15 protein-coding genes are annotated in these 20120 nt (G+C 43.0%); 12 read left to right on the top strand and 3 right to left on the bottom strand.

What is annotated here, in order from left to right; translation table 11 throughout:
* Window positions 1-111: 111 nt before the first annotated feature.
* From A6J60_RS02085 to A6J60_RS02060, 6 genes are all read left to right on the top strand, one after another.
* The gene (locus A6J60_RS02085; protein WP_096064530.1) at window positions 112-1524 is read left to right on the top strand and encodes a coniferyl aldehyde dehydrogenase; all 1413 of its coding nucleotides are present in this window, start codon (window positions 112-114) and stop codon (window positions 1522-1524) included.
* A 152-nt stretch (window positions 1525-1676) separates the two neighbouring features.
* Window positions 1677-2093: an alternative ribosome rescue aminoacyl-tRNA hydrolase ArfB gene (gene arfB, locus A6J60_RS02080; protein ID WP_096064529.1), complete on the top strand. Its 417-nt coding sequence runs from the start codon at window positions 1677-1679 to the stop codon at window positions 2091-2093.
* A 156-nt stretch (window positions 2094-2249) separates the two neighbouring features.
* Complete coding sequence (locus A6J60_RS02075; RefSeq protein WP_096064528.1) at window positions 2250-4175, top strand: glycine betaine ABC transporter substrate-binding protein; 1926 nt, start codon at window positions 2250-2252, stop codon at window positions 4173-4175.
* Between the two features lie 90 nt (window positions 4176-4265).
* Entirely contained in the window at window positions 4266-5147 is an 882-nt protein-coding gene (locus A6J60_RS02070; protein ID WP_096064527.1) for an ATP-binding cassette domain-containing protein, read from the top strand.
* Window positions 5148-5278: 131 nt separating this feature from the next.
* Window positions 5279-5503, top strand: a complete 225-nt coding sequence (locus A6J60_RS13710) for a DUF6559 family protein (RefSeq protein WP_096064526.1) — start codon at window positions 5279-5281, stop codon at window positions 5501-5503.
* Window positions 5504-5973: 470 nt separating this feature from the next.
* Window positions 5974-8487, top strand: coding sequence for a TonB-dependent hemoglobin/transferrin/lactoferrin family receptor (locus A6J60_RS02060; RefSeq protein ID WP_096064525.1), 2514 nt, complete (start codon window positions 5974-5976; stop codon window positions 8485-8487).
* 252 nt (window positions 8488-8739) lie between these two features.
* Here the strand turns inward: A6J60_RS02060 and A6J60_RS02055 are convergent, their stop codons facing one another.
* On the bottom strand, window positions 8740-9174 hold the full coding sequence (locus A6J60_RS02055) for a YbaN family protein (RefSeq protein ID WP_096064524.1): 435 nt from the start codon (window positions 9172-9174) through the stop codon (window positions 8740-8742).
* A gap of 257 nt (window positions 9175-9431) precedes the next feature.
* Here A6J60_RS02055 and msrAB point away from each other — a divergent pair, with 257 nt between their 5' ends.
* The 6 genes from msrAB (at window position 9432) to A6J60_RS02025 (ending at window position 17508) form a co-directional block, all read left to right on the top strand.
* On the top strand, window positions 9432-11192 hold the full coding sequence (gene msrAB, locus A6J60_RS02050) for a bifunctional peptide-methionine (S)-S-oxide reductase MsrA/peptide-methionine (R)-S-oxide reductase MsrB (protein ID WP_413772353.1): 1761 nt from the start codon (window positions 9432-9434) through the stop codon (window positions 11190-11192).
* A gap of 63 nt (window positions 11193-11255) precedes the next feature.
* Entirely contained in the window at window positions 11256-12866 is a 1611-nt protein-coding gene (locus A6J60_RS02045) for a polyamine aminopropyltransferase (protein WP_096064523.1), read from the top strand.
* Window positions 12867-12999: 133 nt separating this feature from the next.
* Window positions 13000-13506: an S-adenosylmethionine decarboxylase family protein gene (locus A6J60_RS02040; protein WP_096064522.1), complete on the top strand. Its 507-nt coding sequence runs from the start codon at window positions 13000-13002 to the stop codon at window positions 13504-13506.
* A 204-nt stretch (window positions 13507-13710) separates the two neighbouring features.
* Window positions 13711-14118: a DUF350 domain-containing protein gene (locus tag A6J60_RS02035; RefSeq protein ID WP_096064521.1), complete on the top strand. Its 408-nt coding sequence runs from the start codon at window positions 13711-13713 to the stop codon at window positions 14116-14118.
* A gap of 367 nt (window positions 14119-14485) precedes the next feature.
* Complete coding sequence (locus A6J60_RS02030; RefSeq protein WP_096064520.1) at window positions 14486-15538, top strand: SPFH domain-containing protein; 1053 nt, start codon at window positions 14486-14488, stop codon at window positions 15536-15538.
* The gene (locus tag A6J60_RS02025) at window positions 15535-17508 is read left to right on the top strand and encodes a DUF4178 domain-containing protein (protein WP_096064519.1); all 1974 of its coding nucleotides are present in this window, start codon (window positions 15535-15537) and stop codon (window positions 17506-17508) included. The genes A6J60_RS02030 and A6J60_RS02025 overlap by 4 nt, the downstream gene beginning before the upstream one ends.
* A 117-nt stretch (window positions 17509-17625) precedes the next feature.
* Here the strand turns inward: A6J60_RS02025 and A6J60_RS02020 are convergent, their stop codons facing one another.
* Together A6J60_RS02020 and A6J60_RS02015 are read right to left on the bottom strand one after the other, a co-directional pair.
* Window positions 17626-18339: an exonuclease domain-containing protein gene (locus tag A6J60_RS02020; protein ID WP_096064518.1), complete on the bottom strand. Its 714-nt coding sequence runs from the start codon at window positions 18337-18339 to the stop codon at window positions 17626-17628.
* Between the two features lie 237 nt (window positions 18340-18576).
* A complete protein-coding gene (locus A6J60_RS02015; protein ID WP_096064517.1) occupies window positions 18577-19941 on the bottom strand; it encodes a cation:dicarboxylate symporter family transporter in 1365 nt (454 codons plus the stop codon).
* Window positions 19942-20120: the final 179 nt, after the last annotated feature.

Here is a 20120-nt window from a genome sequence, read left to right as displayed (position 1 = left end):
ACCTATTTCGTATCTAGCTTAACAATAACAAAGGCTGATCCGAAACTGACTAATTTGCAGCGTATAAAGCAATCAGTAGCGTACCAAGTAACATACCAAAAGGATATTTGTATGAGTCAAAGTATTATCACTACAATTGATCAGTTACAGGCACAGTTTGACCACATGCGGGCATTAAGCCGCAAAAAGCCGCTTAATTCTTGGATTGATAGAGAGGCTTTGCTAGATAGTTTAGAAACCATGTTGGCTAAGAACCAACAAGTTTTCGCCGATGCCATTAGTCAAGACTTTGGTCATCGCAGCCAAGATGAGACCAATTTTGCAGAACTTTTCCCAAGCTTCCAAGGTATTGCCCATGCCAAAAAGCATGGTAAGTCATGGATGAAAACCCGCCGCGCTGGTATCTCAACCCTGTTCCGTCCCGCTTATAATGAAATTCAGCCACAGCCGCTAGGTCTAGTTGGTGTGATTGCCCCTTGGAACTATCCAATCTTCTTATCTATTGGTCCAATGATTGATGCGTTGGCTGCGGGTAACCGTGTGATGATTAAGATGAGTGAGTCGGCTCCGTTATTTGCAGAAGCCTTTGCTCAAGCTGTTGCCAAGCATTTTTCACCTGATATGGTTTCTGTGGTCGTAGGCGATGTTGATATTGCGGTTGCCTTTAGCGAGATGCCTTTTGACCATCTGTTATATACCGGCTCAACCAGTGTTGGCCGCAAGGTGATGGCAGCAGCAGCGCCGAATCTAACGCCAGTGACCTTAGAGTTAGGCGGTAAGTCGCCGGTTGTGGTTTTAGATGACGCTGATTTAGAAAATGTGGTCAATCGCGTTATGATGGGTAAGACCTTAAATGCCGGTCAAACCTGTATTGCCCCAGACTATGTGTTGATTCATTCTTCGCTGCACAGTAAGTTTGTCAAGTTGGCCAAAGAGTGGCTGCTGAAGCATTACCCTAATATTGAGAGCAATGACGATTACACTCGTATTATTAATGATGCACACTTTAAGCGCCTGCAAGGGTACTTATCGCCTTTACCAAAAGAACAAGTGGTGCCATTAACCAATGTGGAAGCAGATGCAGAAAAGCGCTTATTGCCGCCGGTTATCGTCTTAAATCCAGACCCTGAAACCGAAGTAATGCAAAATGAGCTGTTTGCACCTATCCTGCCATTAATTCATGTCAATGGATTGCGTGATGCGGTTGAGTTCGTCAATAGTCGCCCACGTCCACTGGCGTTATACATCTTTGGTGAAGACAATAAAAATATTGATTACGTGCGCTCGCATACCGTTTCTGGCGGCGTTGCAATTAATGAAGTGATTATGCATGTGGCACAGCATGAACTGCCATTTGGCGGTGTCGGTGAGTCTGGGATAGGTGCCTATCATGGCAAGTGGGGCTTTGAGCGCATGAGCCATATGAAGCCGGTATTTGTACAGTCAAAACTGAACGCGATGAGCATTATGCTGCCGCCGTACAGTAATTTGTTTAGAAAAGGCTTAAAGTATTTAACTAAATAAGTTTAATTGATAGTTAGCCAATATGTAATAGCCCTTCTATAGCAGATATATAGAGGGGCTTTTTTTTCATCAGTAACACTTTTTTATTAACAACTGACATTACTAATTTAATCAAAGCAACCAAAACCATAAAAGAGTCGTGATACAAAACAATGATTATAATCAATAACAGCATCAGCTTGAGCGACAATGAAGTAGAACTCAATCCTATGCGGGCACAAGGCGCTGGCGGGCAAAACGTCAATAAAGTGTCGTCTGCTATTCACTTGCGCTTTGATATTCCTGCCTCAAGTCTAAGTGATGAACTTAAACAGCGATTACTAGACACCAAAGACAGCCGCATTACCAAAGAAGGGGTGCTCATCATCAAAGCGCAGCAGCACCGTACCCAAGAGCGTAATAAGCTCGATGCCATTGAGCGTCTCAAAGAATTTATTAGTAAAGGCACTGAGGTCAATAAAACCCGCAGACCAACCAAACCAAGTCGTAATGCCAAACGCAGACGCACCGATAACAAAGTTCAACGTGGCAGGACCAAGGCGTTACGTGGTAAGGTAGATTTAGATTAAAGCGGTCAATAGCTTGCAACCTGATATATGACCGGCTGATAGATAGCAACAATCATAAAAACTCATACTTTAAAATAATAAAATATAGGTATTCCCTTGCGCGCACATAGCTCATCTTCTAGACATTTCTCTAAACCTTTCTCCTTATTAGGCTTAATGCTGTTGTGCTTGTCATTCTGGTCAACCCCAGCCATGGCGGCTTGCGGTGAAGCAGACAGTGCACCGGTTAAGTTTGGCTCACTGACATGGGAGAGTGGTCAATTCATATCTTCGGTGCTGCAAATGATTGCCGAAGACGGCTATGGCTGTGAAACCGAGCTAGTACCAGGTACGGGACCGGCACTAGAGAATGCGCTGTCGCAAAATGACATACAAGTGATTGGCGAGCAGTGGGTTGGGCGCTCGCCAATCATGCAAGAAGCGATTGCAGCAAATAAGGCGGCGGTAATTGGTGATACGTTAGAGGGCGGTGCCACTCAGGGTTGGTATGTGCCCAAATACGTACTGGAAGACAATCCTGGACTAAAAAGCTATCAAGACCTACCCAAATACGCTCATCTGTTTACCGATCCTGAAAACCCGTCTAATGCACGTTTCTTAAACTGTCCAACCGGTTGGACTTGTGAAGTATTTAATACGCATTTACTCAAAAACACTGGTTTGACCAAACCCAATAGTGACGGAGTTAAATTTAATAATGTGCACCCTGGTACGGGTGCTGCGCTAGATGCAGCCATATCGTCCGCCTTTGAGCAGCGCAAACCGCTACTGTTTTATTATTGGCAGCCAACGGGGCTGATGGCCAAATATGACTTTGCCGAAATCCCGTTTGCCAAGCATGATGAGCAGTGCTGGGACAAGCTACTTGATGCCAACAGTCAGACAGATTGTGTGTCAGGTTTCCCTGTATCAAATTTAGGGGTTGCCGTATCCACACCTTTTGTTGAGGGCTATCCTGACTTAGTGGATGCGTTTAAGCAGGTGCAGTTTACGCCAGATACCCTAAACGGTGCTATCTTGGAGATGAGTGAAAACAAGCGTAGCGGGGAGGAGCAAGCCAAGCTATTCTTGCAGCAAAATCCGCAATTATGGCAACAGTGGCTAACCCCTGAGGCCTCACAAAATTTAGCCACAGCGCTGAATGTATCCTTAGAGGGCTCTGCAGCGGATAGTAATGGTAATAACGCTATCAATAGCGATGCAGCCGCCTTTAGTTGGTTCCCAGAGTGGTCCTTTGAAAATCAATTAAATGACTCGCTCAGTTATATTGTTCAAAACTTTGGTGATATCTTTCGCTCGATTAGCCAAGTGACTTTGACCTATTTATTGCTGCCGATAGAACGATTAATGACGGTCGTACCACCTTGGTTCATTATTGGGCTAGTGGCGCTCTTGGGCTGGCTAGCAACTCGTAAATTATGGTTTGCAGCGACCTGCGCGATAGGGCTGTTTTTAATCGGTGCGTTTGGACTGTGGCCAGCGTTAGTACAGACCTTAGCGCTACTGATTGTCTCAGTGATTGTTACCATAGTCATCGGTATTCCGATGGGTATCTTGATGGCCGGAAGCAATCGTTTGCGCCGTATCGTCACCCCAGTGCTCGATGTGATGCAGACCATGCCAAGCTTTGTGTATCTCATTCCAGTATTGATGTTGTTCGGTATCGGTAAAGTACCCGCCTTATTTGCAACCGTTATCTATGCTTTGCCGCCGTTAATTCGCCTAACCATGCTGGGTATTAAGCAAGTGCCGCATGAGATGGTTGAGGCTGGCCGCTCTTTTGGTAGTAATCATAAGCAGCTATTAATTTGGATTAAATTGCCGCAAGCGCTGCCCAGTATTATGGCCGGTATTAACCAAGCAGTAATGATGTCGCTGTCGATGGTCGTATTGGCATCTATGATTGGTGCGCCAGGACTTGGCGAGGATGTGTTGCAATCGATTCAGACGCTAAATATTGGTCAAGGATTGCAGGCAGGCACAGCGATTGTGATTATGGCGATTATTATTGACCGCATTACTCAAGCCTTTGGTCAAGGACGACGCGCGCGTGATGAGCTACGTCATCATAATAAAAACTAGACTGTTTAAGCATAAAACAAGTTAAGCCTAAAACAAGCTAAAAATCAGACGATAAAAACAACTTAATTTATTGATAAAAAGAACACCGCTATGAGCCACATTCGATTAGAAAACGTCAGTAAAGTCTTTGATGTCAGTCCCAGTGAAGCTGCGCAAGCGCTAAAGCTTTTGCAGCAAGGCATGAGTAGTAGCGAGCTGCGTGAGCAAACCGGCTATTCGGTAGGGCTATATAATATTAATCTTAGTATCGAGGCCGGCGAGCTGCACTGTGTCATGGGGCTGTCAGGCTCAGGCAAATCAACCTTGATTCGCCATATCAATCGCTTAATTGACCCCACAGAGGGCAAGATTTGGATAGACACTCAGCATAGCGCAGGCACGCCTGATTATCTAGACAGTGCTGAGCAATTAGCCGATCAGCCCAATGTGATCAATGTGCTCAGTCTCAGCGATAAGCCGTTACAGCAGTTTCGTCAAAACAATGTCAGTATGGTGTTTCAGAATTTCGGTCTGGTGCCGCATATGACGGTGATTCAAAATGTGGCTTACGGGCTTAGAGTTCGCAAAATGCGCAAATCTGAGCGCCATGAGATCGCACGGCATTGGCTCAATGAAGTCGGTTTAGAGGGTGTAGAGAATAGCTACCCCGATGAGCTTTCAGGCGGTATGCAGCAGCGTGTGGGCTTGGCACGAGCACTCGCAGTGGATACGCCGATTATCCTAATGGATGAGGCGTTCTCAGCGCTTGATCCGTTAATACGCGGTCAGTTGCAAGATCAATTACTTGAGCTACAGCACAAACTGAACAAAACCATCGTGTTTATTACCCATGATATTGATGAAGCGGTTAAGCTTGGTAGCCGCATTAGTATCTTAAATGGCGGTCGTCTGGTACAAACCGGCACACCGCAGCAATTGCAGGACAATCCTGCTGATGCCTATGTTGAGCGCTTTATGGTAGCCAGAGGGTAGAGGTTGTAGAGGATAGCGTACGTTTCTGAGGGTTGGCTAGCTAGTAGGCAACGATTTATATGACGTACGGAAACAGCATAATAATCACTGCAAACTCTATAAACTATTGACTACAGATAGGTTGCAATACGATGAAAACACTTTGCAAATATAAAAAGCATCACATACTGCACAGCTATCTATTAAAGTTACCCAAGCCTTTGGGACAAGCTTTTGGTAAGTCTGACTTCTATACACCCGCTCAGGTCAGGGTTTGTCTTGGTCAAGCTAAGTTAAGCGCCAGTTATGATTATTATGCTTATGCCATATTTTGTGAACAGGTGGACTTTGACGTTTATATGCAATCACAGGATTAGCACTCAAGCTCAACACTGGATAAGCGCCTAAGTTATAAGACGCTGCGTCAAGAGATTGTTGAGATGTTCTTTCATGGTAATAGTTTATTTAGAATGCAGCATATTGAGCGACTAGACCTCAGAAACAGTGCTTTACCCCCAGGTATCGAAATCAATGAAAACGTTAATGCGTAATCCTAGCAAATGTTCTGCCCTAACACATTTCTTTAGCTTACTGGCTTAGCTTGTATTCTTACCTTATCAAGCCCTCTTTAATACTATATATCATATCCTTCAATACTCCATTTCAGAACTCCATATCTATAAATTTCATTAATTTTGAAATTGAACCGCTTAAGAAGGTTTCATTTTTGTTGTAAATTCTATTGCAAATACATATGATAATGATTATCATTTAACTGTTAGCGCTAGCAATAATATATTAACAAAGGCAAACGTAATATTAACCTTCAATCACAGTGGAATAACAGATGGCTGTATATCAATTAGAGCAGTTAGATAATAATAACTATGTCGGCAATTTAACTCATCCAATCAAAACTCGGTTGGGTGACCATAAATTTTCAAGACATAATTTTTCAAGAAATGCGTTAAGTGTTTTAGTTAGTATTTTCATGATACAAAGTGCTTATGCGGCCAATACAGCGGATGAAGAGGTGAGGCCGCATATTGAACTTGAAACCACACAGATTAATGTGAAAAGGACACCAGCAGCCACATCAGCCACTGAAGATGTTAAAACCAATAAACAGATTGTCGACAATCAAATAGACAGTATCCAAGATTTAGTGCGCTATAACACAGACATCAGTGTTGCTGAGATTGGGCGTTATGGTAATAAAGGCTTTGCTATCCGTGGCGTCGATGGCAACCGAGTGGCGTTAAGCTTGGATGGCGTTAGCTTGCCAGACAGACAGGTCAATGAAGTATTCACTCGCTATGGAAAAATGTATGAAGGGCGCTTTAGTCCAGATGTCGAGATATTATCTGAATCTCGTATTCAAGTAGGTGCAGACTCGTTTCAGTCGGGTAGTGGTGCCGTGGGTGGCTCAGTCAATTACAAAACAAAAGATCCTAGTGACTTAATCGAGCCTGACAAGCAAATAGGCGGCTATGCCAAATTGGGTTATAGCGATAGAAATGAAGAGTTTTCTAAAGCAATGGGCTTGGCAGGACGCAATGATAAGTTCGAGGCTATCATTAATTATGTACGTCGTGATGGACATGAGTTAAAAAACCATCAAATGAAAAAATTTGATTCAGCTAAGTTGGATCCTGCTTATAGTTTCCGTGAGGATGACGACTACTATAATACTTATCCAGGAGAGTCTCCGTTACCCGATCCATTAGATTACAAAACAGAGGCTGCCATTGCTAAGCTTTATATGCATGTCAATGATGATCATAGAATTGGGGTGCAAGGCATTTATCAAAAACGAGAAAGTTTGGCCAATAACTATTCAACAACGACAGAGGACTTTACTAACCCACCTGCCAAATTGGGTAGAGACAGCAGTGAGCTTAAAGGTGCCGGTATAAACTATCGTTATGCGCCATTACAAAGTGACTATATTGATGAGATTAAGTCAGACATCAGTATGCAACAAATTGAGTCTATTGCGCGCACTGAGATTCATAGACACAGAGATGGTAGTTATAGCTGGGATCAAATTGATACCCGCCCTCAAAAAGATAAAGTAAAACAAATCAGTATTGACGCTAAGCTATTACCGATTGAGACAGATCGTTTTGGTACTCACAGTATTGGCGTTAACACCAAGTATGCGACTGTCGATCATGACTTGTTGTTACATGCCAAAAGTAAAAACTATGATTGGTATTCTGATAACTATACGATAGGTAAGTGGGATACATTTATTGGTCCTGCGGTCAAAACCAATGTGTTTAATCTGTCCATATCAGATTCTATTAAGTTAACCGATAAGTTAAGAGCCACTTTAGGCCTACGTTATGATAATTATAACTTTAAGCCGCACATGACAGACGCTCAGCTTAAGTCAATTGAGCATTATAGCGGCGAGGCTGCGGTCAAACAGTATTATGCAAATGGTGACTTTGAAAAAAAACGTCGGATGGATAACGTAGGTGGCATGATAGCGCTTAATTATAAGTTCACCCCACATTGGCAGGTCGGCTACAAATACTCAACCGGCTTTATGGTGCCTTCTACCAGTCAGATGTATTCAGCATTTGAAATCTTAGGCAATAAGCTCACCCCCAATCCTAACTTGGATCCTGAACAATCGAAAAACCATGAGCTAACCTTAGCCACTGATTATGATACCTTTAGTACCAGCTTGACTGGGTTTTATACCGATTATGATGACTTTATTCAGTTTTCTAATTATCCCGCTCCAGGTAGGTGGCCGGGTTCAACCATTAACTTAATTGGTGCACAAAATATAGGTAAAGCGAAAACCTATGGTGCCCGTCTAGGCGGCACATGGGATATCTCAGAGATAGCAGATATCGCAGGCAGTTTGAAGCTATCTGGCAATGTGAGCTATGCCAAAGATAAGACCGACAAAGGTATTAATTTATTAGCGACACAGCCCCCTGGCGCTCAGTTAGGGGTTCAATATGAGTCAGCCGCTAAAGACTATCAGTTGAATGCCAGTATGAGTTATATTGGCCGCAAAAAAGCAGGCGATGCCAAGGTTTTTGCAGAAACCAATCGAAATCCTTACAGTGATCCGATCTACGGTATCGTTCCATTTGATTTGATTGAACATTCCAAATCTAAGTTGGTTTACGATGTGTATGGCAGCAAAAAGATTCGCGATAATATTAAGTTATCTGCTGGTGTTTATAATGTATTTGACGCTAAATATATCCCATGGAGTAATTTGCGATCATTAGCAGAGTTTAGTCTAAATACCATGGTGGGTAACGACGGAACCGGTATTGAGCGTTATACAGCGCCAGGACGTAATTATAAAGTAGGGCTGACTTATGAGTTTTAGTGGCTTATAGTTAGAGAAGTCTAAAATGGTTACAAGGCAACCGAGCGCAAGTACTACAAATGTAGGCTTAACGAGGTTAACACCGTAACCGTTTAGTAATTCGCAGACTATAACCTAACCAGTACACTAGTCAACTGACAATAAGTCGTGCAAAACAAATCATATGAAACTGAATGTTATAAAAAAGGCCAGACTGTAATAATCTGGCCTTTTTTCCTCTCTATTTTTACGTCCACTAACTATTTATACTTACTAACCATCAGGCAGGCGAGACATCCAGATAGCCGTAGCAACACAAATTACTGATGTTAGCCAAGCCAGCCATTGTAAGTTATTTGATAGGCGGTAAAACAACATGCCACAAGATAAGCTCATCATCGACCAGGCCAAATACTTTGCTCGACGAGGAATGGCGCGATGTTGTTGCCAGTTAATCACCATATTGCCAAAGGTTTTGTGGTTTATCAGCCAGTGATGAAATTTAGTAGATCCTTTTGCCCAGCAGGCTGCGGCAAGCAAAATAAAAGGTGTGGTTGGTAATACCGGTAAAATGATACCGATGACACCAGTGATGAAAAAAACGCCTCCCAATATAATAAATGAATAGCGCAATAAGCGATTACGATAAGGCTTGCTGACAGCGGCTGATGATTTTAATTTAGATTGATTAGAACATGATCGCATCATAGTGGGAGACATAATTTGATTAAAATTTAAGTATTGGTATTAAATAATGCCAAATATTTTAACATAAATGATAATCATTATCGTATATATTATATAGAGTGGTGCGAAATTAATTGATTAAATTGATTAAATTTAACACTCATCACAAAAACCTCTTTGCAATCAGCGTCAACAGTCGCCATTATAGGGATATAGCCCAAAGCTTATAATTTAAATTCGCTTATGTAAATAGCCTAAGCATATAAGGTAACACGCTCATGTCAAAATCAGTCAATATTCAAATGCACCCTCAACTTAAACGGATGACATTACTCACCGGATTTATCATCGCCAGCAGCAGCTTATTGCCTGCCTGCGGTAATGTGAATTCAGATAATAGTGCCAAACAAACCATGCAGTCCTCCAATACGGGTGTAACCGACAGTCGTGACATGTTGCCAAGCGATGTGCTTAATCAATTAAACGGATTGCCACAGCTGACGAAAGGGTTAGGTGAGTCTGGTACAGATGTGTTAGACCCCAATAAACCAACCTTGGTTAAGCTGTGGGCGAGCTGGTGCCCCCTGTGTTTGGGCACGCTTGAAGAAACTGAAACTTGGCGTAAAGATGCGGCTTTTTCGGGGCTTAATGTGGTGACTGTGGCGAGTCCCGGTCATCTTAATGAAAAAGACGAAGCTGATTTTACTCAGTGGTATGCCGGCGTGCAGAGCGATTATCCAAAGCTTCCGGTATTAATAGATAATTCAGGCAGCCTGATTAAACAGCTTGGCGTGCAGGTGTATCCAAGTTGGGCGATTCTGGATAAACAGGGCAATCTAGTACGTCTGATTAAAGGCAATCTAACCGAAGAGCAGGCTTACGCCTTAGCAGAAAACGCTAGTAATGACTTCGCAGACCTTAAAAACAGCAAAGCTAAACCGGCTCAAGCAGGGGTTGACTCTAGCCAAAGTGCTAAATCAGATACGCCTAACAACAAAAACGGTGTCTATTACAATTCAGATGGCGCACCGATTAATACCAAGACCATTTACTTGGCCGGCGGCTGCTTTTGGGGATTAGAAGCCTATATGGAGCGAGTTGATGGGGTAGTGGATGCCATCTCAGGCTATGCCAATGGCAATCCAAGTTTGACCGACCCAAGTTATGAACAAGTGATTGCTGGCTCTGGGCATGCTGAAACAGTTAAAGTAGTCTATGACGCTGATAAAATCGATTTAGAGACAGTGTTAAAGTACTACTTACGTGTTATCGATCCGACTAGCCTAAATAAACAAGGCAACGACAGAGGCGTACAGTATCGCACTGGTATCTATTACACCGATGCGAGCGATAAAGCAGTGGTTGAGCAAGCGCTACAATCGATTGAATCAAAGTACAGTAAGCCGATTGTGGTTGAAAATAAGCCATTACAGAACTTCTCATTAGCTGAAGAATATCACCAAGATTATTTGGCTAAAAACCCTAATGGTTATTGTCATATTGATTTAAGTCTTGCTGATGATAAGTTACAGTCGACGAGTAAAACGGTTAAGCTTGCTCCTGCCAATACTGTCGCTGAAGCATTAAATCCAAAGCGTTATGCTAATTTTGATAAAAATGCGTTAAAAAATACACTGACCAAATCGCAGTATGAGATTACTCAAAAAGCGGGCACTGAACGTGCCTTTAGCCACGAATACGATCATTTATTTGCGCCAGGCATTTATGTCGATGTGGTCAGCGGTGAGCCGTTATTCTTATCGACGCATAAATATGATTCTGGCTGCGGCTGGCCAAGCTTTTGGCAGCCGATTGCACCTGATGTGATTACTGAGCACAAAGATACAGCGTATAATATGGTGCGCACTGAGGTGCGCTCTCGGGTGGCCGACTCGCATCTAGGTCATGTGTTTAATGATGGTCCAAAGGATAAAACCGGACTGCGCTATTGTATTAATGGCGGTGCGTTACAGTTTATTCCGGTAGATAAGATGCCACAATCTGGCTATGGCGTGTTTGTTGATCAGGTCAAAAGATAGGCTAAAAAAAGAAAGCCCCTCATAGCGCATGGTTAATCTATAAAAACGATAAGATATTGATTTATGAATTTTCGCTTTAAACGTTTGCACACCGACTCACTGTTAGTGTTGTCGGTCTTTATTGTTGCCTCATGCGGCTTGGCTTATGAGTTAATTGCCGGCGCGCTGGCAAGTTATGTGCTCGGCGATTCGGTGTTACAGTTCTCGACCATTATCGGTACTTATCTGTTTGCGATGGGCATTGGCTCGCATTTGTCCAAATATGTGCCTGAAGATAAGGTGCTACAGCGCTTTATCGAGATTGAGGTTCTGGTTGGCTTAATCGGCGGTTTGTCTGCTATTTTCCTATTTTTGGCCTTTGCTTGGCTGCCAACTTTCAAGACCATTTTATATGCGTTGGTCATTTGTGTTGGTACGTTAGTGGGGATGGAAATTCCGCTGGTGATGCGCATTTTAAACTCACAAAAGCAAGCGTTCCATGAGCTGGTGAGTAAGGTGCTGACCTTTGATTATCTAGGCGCATTGGTGGTGTCATTATTATTCCCACTGGTGTTAGCCCCTATGTTGGGGCTGGCTCGATCTGCGGTGCTATTTGGTATCTTAAACGTGTTAGTTGCCGGTTGGACAGCGTGGCATTTTTATCCCAAAGTTGCGGTGCTGACTACCCAAGGCCTAAGTGCTAATGAACAAAAGCAGCAGCGTGCGACACATGCCAAGATAAGAGATCGGCTAATAGTGCGTATATTGGTCGCTATGGTGCTATTGTTAGCTGGCCTGCTGTTTGCTGATCGTTTAGTGAGTCTTTCTGAACAAAAAATCTTTAAAGCACCGGTTATTTTTGCGACCAACTCACCGTATCAGCGCTTGGTAGTGACAGAAAAAAGTGGTCATTTACAGCTGTTCTTAAACGGCAACCTGCAGTTTTCAACGCGTGATGAATACCGCTACCATGAAGCTTTAGTGCACCCAATTATGCAACAGTTACATCAAGGCATAAGTGCCTCTAAGCCTGACTTAAAAGTACTTATCTTAGGCGGCGGTGATGGGATGGCAGCACGTGAGGTATTAAAGTACGATAGCGTTCAGCAAATTACCTTAGTTGATTTAGATCCTAAAATGACGGAGTTTTTTGCCAATACGCCACGCTTTAAGACCCTTAATAAAAACTCACTTAATGATCCAAAAGTAAACGTCATTAACGCCGATGCTTATAAATGGCTAGAGGATAATGACGAACACTTTGATGCCATTATCATCGATTTGCCAGATCCGTCACAATATAGCTTGGCTAAATTGTATTCGGAGTCGATGTATCATTTGGTGCAACAACACCTCAATGCTGAGGGGCTGATAGTGGTACAATCAACTTCACCTTATTATGCGCCTCGCTCGTTTTGGTCGATTAATAAAACCTTGCAATTGACCGGTTTTAAAACCACACCGTATCATACTTACGTGCCATCGTTTGGTGAGTGGGGCTTTATTGTAGCCAGTGCTGGCAAAGTGTTCGAAGCACCAACTGCTTATCAGGTGCCGGTACGATATCTAACTCCTGAAGTCAGTCGTGAGATGTTTGTATTCGCACCTGATATGCAGCCGATAGAGGTTGAGCCCAATACTTTAGACCGTCAGATATTGGTGCATTATTATTTGCAAGATTGGTCGGATGAGTAGGGTAAGAGCAGCCTAGGATAGAGATAAAATAAAACAAGTTAAAACAGTATGTTAATAAAAAATAGTATACAGTACAGTAAACCATTTCATTATAGCCAGTCTACCTAAAAGTATCACAATCAATAAGTAATCAATGATAAATAGCCACAATAATGCCCGTCCCGCTGATCTTAATCCACGTAGCCCATTAAATGGTAAGCATATACTGGCAGAATTTTGGCAGTGTCAATGTGCGCCCGAGCTATTGACTGAGATTGAGCCGCTACTGACTAAGTTGACGCAAGCCGTGGCCGATGCCGGTCTAACCTTAGTGGGGCATGCGGTGCATCAATTTCAGCCTATTGAAGATGCTGAGATAGCTACAGACAAGATATCAGTAGAACCAGTAAACAAGACAGTGCAAGTGCAAAGTAGCGGTGTTACTTTAACCCTATTATTGGCCGAGTCGCATCTTTGTTTACATACCTGGGGTGAGCACAATAGCGTCACTTTAGATGTGTATGTGTGCAATGTCACTCAAGATAATAGTGATAAGGCACAAGCATTATTTACTGCATGTGTTGATATCTTTGCGCCAAAGCAGCAGCACGTAAATCAGGTCATACGTCAGCATCAACCGGTGGCAGCCATCACTCAATAGGCTATTCAAAGGGTCTAAATGAAGGCAGCGAAGGGCTTAATATTGATAAAAATAGTTATTAGCTGTCAAACATGGTGAGTGCTGTTGGTTGTGGTTGCTAATGTAAGAAAGGCAGTGTTAAGCTGTACCGATAAATCATTTATTTACTGATGATATTTCATATTAAATCGACTCATAACAAGTAAAAAATCTAGGATATCATTCATGCAAAATTTTGCTGATTTGCAGACCGAGCTACTTTATTACGCCATCTACTTTGGCGGCGGCGTGGTCATGCTACTTGTATTTTCCATCATTTATATGGCCATTACCCCATACAATGAAATTGCGCTGATTCGTAAAGGCTCAGGTGCTGCGGCACTTAGTTTTGGCGGGACCATTATAGGGTTTTCACTGACGCTCGCTGCCAGCGCCATTTATAACACGGGCTTTATCGCCTTTTTAGTGTGGAGTGCGGTCGCTATGATTGTACAAATCATTGGCTATTTCATTATGGTATCTATCATTGGCGATGTGCCTGAGCATATTAAAAGAAATAACTTAGCGGTTGGTGGGCTGATCGGTATCAGTGGCTTGGTACTGGGTATTATTAACGCCGGTATTTTGTCTTAACACAGTTTTATAGAGGTCTGAAAAAGGTTTTAGAGGGCTATATTGTTTAACCGCTTAACCTACCTTATTCGAGCTGACATAGCCAAGCTGACACAAGCCTGTTTATCCTAGATGCGTTAATTAAAAAATAATTACTTTCGAAAACAGATGCTTAAGAAGCTAATTGATTAAGAAGACATCTAATCAAGAAAACAATTAAAAAGACAGTTAACTGGTTCATCAAAAAACAGCTATAAAACATAACAGTAAATTCACTCATAACTGGCTTAACATCGTTAAAATAGTGCATTGTTAAAATAGTTAAACCAAACACTTACAATCAAAACTATTTAAATCAAACATTTGAATTATAAAAAAGGACAACACCATGGGTATTAGAAGTTTTATTAAAAAGCAATTTATTGATGCCATCGAGTGGGATTGGCAAGATGACGACGTTTTAATGTGGAAGTTCCCGATGGCGGATAATGAAATCCAAAGTGGTGCTTCATTAACCGTACGTGATGGGCAAGTGGCGGTATTTATTAACGAAGGTCAAATCGCCGATATTTTCACTGCAGGGCGTTATGAGCTGACAACCGAAACCTTACCGGTTATGACCAACCTAAGAAACTGGCGCATGGGTTTTGACTCACCTTTTAAATCAGACGTGCTGTTCTTTAGCACTCGTTTGCAGCAAGGTCGTAAGTGGGGCACCACTCAGCCAGTAACCGTTCGCGATTCTGAATTTGGTATGGTGCGTCTACGTGCCTTTGGTATGTATTCATACAAAATCAATGATGTGGCGCAGTTCTATCAGACCATTACTGGTATGAATGACAGCTACCGTGCAGAGCAAATCGAGCCGCAACTACGTAACTTAATCGTTTCTGATTTGGCATCAGGCTTGGGCCAAAGCCAAGTTCCGTTTATCGATTTAGCGGCAAACCAAGGCCTGATGGGCGATGAAGTTAAAAAAGAGCTACAGCCTGATTTTGCTAAATATGGTTTATCAATAGAATCATTTGTGGTCGAAAACGTATCATTGCCTGAAGCGCTGCAACAGACCCTAGATAAGCGCATCTCTATGGGTATGATTGGCGATATGGATGCCTATACTCGTTATCAAACAGCAGAAGCGATTCAACATGCAGCTAAAAACGAAGGCGGTATGGCAGGAGTAGGTGCGGGTCTAGGTGTCGGCATGAATATGGGTCAGGTGATGAGTGAGGCAATGACACCTCGTACTCAGCAAGCCCAGCCTCAACAAGCTCAACAGCCACAGCAGCAAAGCCAACAGTCTGCAACTACTGAAGCTGCAGGTGCCACTGACTTTACCGCTAAGCTGAGTCAATTAAAAGGCTTATTAGACCAAGGCTTAATCAGTCAAGCTGACTATGATGAGGCCAAAACCAAGATCCTAACTCAACTGACTCAATGATAGATAATAATCGTCCTCCGCAACCACCACAGCCTGATTCGGTAAAGCCTAAGTTACCTAGTAACTTTGAGGTTCTCACCTTCAGTGCCCCATGTCCATCATGCGGTGCACCGGTTGAGTTCGCTTCACCAGGCTCTGTAATGGCAGTATGTGAATACTGTCAAACCACAGTGCTGCGTGATGGAAAAGCATTAAAAGCGCAAGGTAAGCAGTCGCTTACTATTGAAGATTACTCGCCATTGCAGATAGGCAGTGTCGGTCGCTTCGAGGGCACTGATTTTGCCTTAATTGGCCGAGTGCAACTGCGTTATAGCCAAGGCGTGTGGAATGAATGGTATGTGCAGTTTGCAGATGGGCGTAATGGCTGGCTAACCGAAGCGTTAGGTCAGTATAGCCTGACTGTCGGTGCTAGTGAGGCGACAGGCTTGCCGACTTATGATGCGCTCAGTATTACTGATCGTGTCGACTATGAAGGCATCTCTTACTCGGTCAGTGACAAGCGTGAAGCAACGGCCATTGCTGGTGAAGGTGAGTTACCGTTTGTGGTCGGTAAAGGATGGCAGACTTGGGGCATCGATGCTCAGTATAAGCGTCAATTTATTACCCTAGATTATGCGGAAAACGGGCCTCAAAGTGCACCTATGGTGTATCACGGTCAAGTGGTACAGTTAAACGAGCTGTCGATGCAAATGCTTAAACAGGCGCATCAGGTCAGCGAGCAGGTTAATACATCTGGCGCTGCTGCTTTTGGTACCGATAGTGGGTCAGCCTCTAGCAGTTCTGACAATAGCAATGCTGAAGTCGTCATTACCAAGATAGACTGCCCAAACTGTGGTAGTCCCATTCCGTATGTGCAAGGTGCGACCGAGTATTTATTCTGTCCTAGCTGTCACAGTGAAGTTCAAATCACTGGCAGTAAAGCCGATCTCATCAAAATGCACTCTACTATGCAGCATTTTGATTCAAGCCTGCCTCTAGGTGCCAAAGCACGTATTGATAGCACGGATTTGATCGATATCAGTGAGGTATCCTTGTCTGAAGACGAGGTTGACTCACGGCTTGCTGCACACGCTTATCATGATTATATCGTTATCGGTATTATGCATCTTAACGAGGTCGGTGAGTATGCCTCGTGGACTGAATATTTGCTGTATAGCTTAACTGATGGCTTCTTATGGCTATCAGAAGAGTCGAGCGGCTGGTATGCTGCACGCGTGCTTAGCGAAATGCCAGTCACTGAGCCTGGGCAGCTGATTTATAACGACAAACGTTGGCGTCAAGTTGACTCTGGCTATCGCAATCGTGTGGTGTTTGCGATGGGTGCCTTTAACTGGCAAGTGAAGACCGATGACAGTGACCTGCTGATTGATTATGTCAATGGCGATGAGTTAATTACTTCTGAGCAAACAGAGCGTGAAATCACTTATACCCATGCTAAGCCAGTAGATGACAGTAAGCTACAGCAGTGGTTTGGCCAGTATCTATCAGTGCCAAACGATGATGAAGCGAATGCAGCATTTGCTCAGCCTGGCAGCTTAAAAAAGATGCTGCAATGGCAGTTGCTTTCGCAAGCATTGATTTATTTTATATTCAATGGTTCATTAATTGTGGCCATTATTGGCGCCATTATTATTTATCTGGTGTATTTCAAAGGCAGTGAAAGTGCTAAGCAAAAGGCTGATGTAGAGACCATTACCGGACCGTTTCATTATCATACTGCTGGCGTTCAAGGCTTTGCCATTGTAGTAATCGTGTTGTCGGCATTACTGAGTGTCATTATTGGTAATACCGCAGCGCCATCAGCGACTGGACCTAGCTCAACGCCCGAAAATACTGAAAATACCGAAGAAGCTCAAGGCTCACGCGGCGGTGGCATTATTATTATCCCTGGCGGTTTTGGCGGCGGTAGTAATAACAGCAGTAGTGGCAGTGGCCGCACAGGCTATAGCTCAGGCGGCTCACATAAATAGGAGCGGTTTTTTAGAATTGCTGTTTGAGTATTAGTAATTAGTAAAAGTTGAATAGATCAATGGACGGCAAGTAAAGCTGATGTCTGTTGATCTGACTCCTAATAGCCTCATATCTGTCTAGCCTAAAGCTTGTTTGCAAGCTTGTGCTAAGTAGGGGTCTATAGTGTCTTGATTGAGTAACCATTGCAAATAACCTGCGCCATCGGCAGTGGCTGCCACATCTGTAATGGCTTGGCCTTTATATTTACCAAAGCTAAAGTGGGTCGGTATACGTGCCAGCTCACTAAATTGATATAAGCTCGCCATATCAGTAATCACATGACCTTGGCTTTTTGCCAATTCAATTAAGCTGCCTAGCACCAGCTGAGTAAAATAAATATCGTATTCAGCGGCATGTGCTTCTTTCGCCTGCTCACGCGCAATGGTCGGATGGAAATAATACAGCAGCGCGACTAGGGTATGACTGTCTAAGGTTGGCAACAGATAGTTAGACATGGCCTTAGTGCAGATCAACTTTGGTGTATGTGTCACACCGGCATTTTTTAACACCTGCATGTCAAAATCGATGTTGTGACCGATTAAATATTGAACTTTGCTTGGCAATCTAAAATCAGTATGCGGCGTCTCATTGACCACATCTTCATCACAGATATGTGAGGTTGCCATAGCACCTAAGCTTATCGGCTTTAAAGGATTAAAGCGTTTTGATCTCGGCGCCTGAATGACAATGACCTTTCCCTCTGCATCGATATCCACGATAGAGTAGGCTGCCTCAGTCATGTGCGGTTCATTTAGGCCTGTGGTTTCTGTATCTAATATATAGGTGGTCATTGTCTGCGCTCAAAAATAAAATGACAGAATAACAACTTCTCTTAAAAAATTAAAGCTGTAACCCAATTCGTATTCCAATCAATGACATAACCTTTGTTATCAGTTGTCATCAGTGGTTGTTATTTAGATTAGTCATTTAGATTAGAACAATAAGAAAATTTTTAAACAGCCATATAAAAAAGACCCCATAATGTTGACTTATGGGGTCTTGCGGTTTTGATTGGCTAAATCTAACGATTAACCAAGCTGAGTTGATTGGGTATCCATGCTTTGTGGATGGGTTTTATCACCCAAAATCTTATTACCGACCACGCCAGAGGTAATTGAACCACTGACATTGACTAAGGTACGCATCATATCAATCAACGGCTCAATAGAGATTAACAAACCTGCCAGCTCTAGCGGCATGCCTAAAGTTGATAGAACGATAATGGCCGCAAAGGTAGCACCGCCACCAACACCTGCCACACCAAACGATGCAATCATTGATACCCCAACCACTGAGGCAATAAAGGTCATTGACCAAGGATCAATACCCATAGTCGGTGCAATCATCATTGCTAACATCGCAGGGTATACGCCGGCACAGCCATTTTGACCAATGGTTGCGCCAAATGAGGCAGAGAAGTTAGCAATCGGTTTGGTAATACCAAGTTTGTTAACCTGCGCATCAATGTTTAATGGAATCGATGCCGCAGAACTGCGTGATGTAAAGGCAAAGGTCAGTACCGGTGCAATCTTCTTAAAATGAGCAATTGGTGAGCGACCGGTAAGCGCAATGATAATGGCATGTACGATAAGCATGATAAATAAAGCGACGTACGAAGCCACTAAGAATTTAGCCAATTGCCAAATAGCATCGGCATCAGTGGTGACAATAACTTTCACCATTAACGCTAAAATACCATAAGGCGTTAAACGAATGATCAAACGTACCAACGCCATCACCCAACTTTGAAGCACGTCAATACCACGTAAGATGGTTGCGCCTTTTTGCGGGTCATTTTTGTTGACCGTCAATGCCGCAATACCCAGTAAGCTGGCAATGACTACTGCAGAAATCATCGAAGTGCTGGCAAGACCAGCAAAAGTGCCGCCGATACTGGTTGGAATAAAGCTCAATATTAAGCCTGGGATGGTTAAGTCAGCCACTTCACTGCTGCTTTCAATCATGCTTTGACCACGTGCGACTTCCATCTCGCCGGCCACAATGGAGCTGGCATCTAAATGGAATAAATTGGCAATAATAGCGCCGTCTAGCGCAGCAATACCGGTAGTAATCAATAAGGTGCTGATAATCCAAAAGCTCATCGAGCCAATCATAGACGCTTTTTCCAAGCGTGCAATGGCTGCCAATATCGAAATAAATACCAGCGGCATGGCAATCATTTTTAATAAATTGACATAGCCAACACCGACAATATTAATCCAAGGTAGCAAGTCATCAGTATTGATGTTTAATACCGAAAGCACCAATCCATAAACGACACCTAAGAATAAACCCAAAAACACACTATAACTTAGCGAATCACTTTGACGGTGATATCGCCATAATCCATACAGTAGGGCAATAAAAATTGCTACCAGCAATACGAGTACCATGACAGACTCCGTTAATTTATTAATCAGCAAACAAATGGTTTTGAAGCAGTTGTTTTGAAAAAATGACTGTAAAAAAAGATGACTGATGTTAATGAAAGCGAATTGAACAGAAGGTTAGCTCAAATAGACCAAAAGGTCTATCGATGAAATCAGCTGTTGATATTCTTATTGGTTATAAC

Origin of the sequence: Psychrobacter sp. FDAARGOS_221, from assembly GCF_002313155.2 — a bacterium.
GTDB lineage: Bacteria > Pseudomonadota > Gammaproteobacteria > Pseudomonadales > Moraxellaceae > Psychrobacter.
This window is presented reverse-complemented; position numbering and strand designations above follow the sequence as displayed.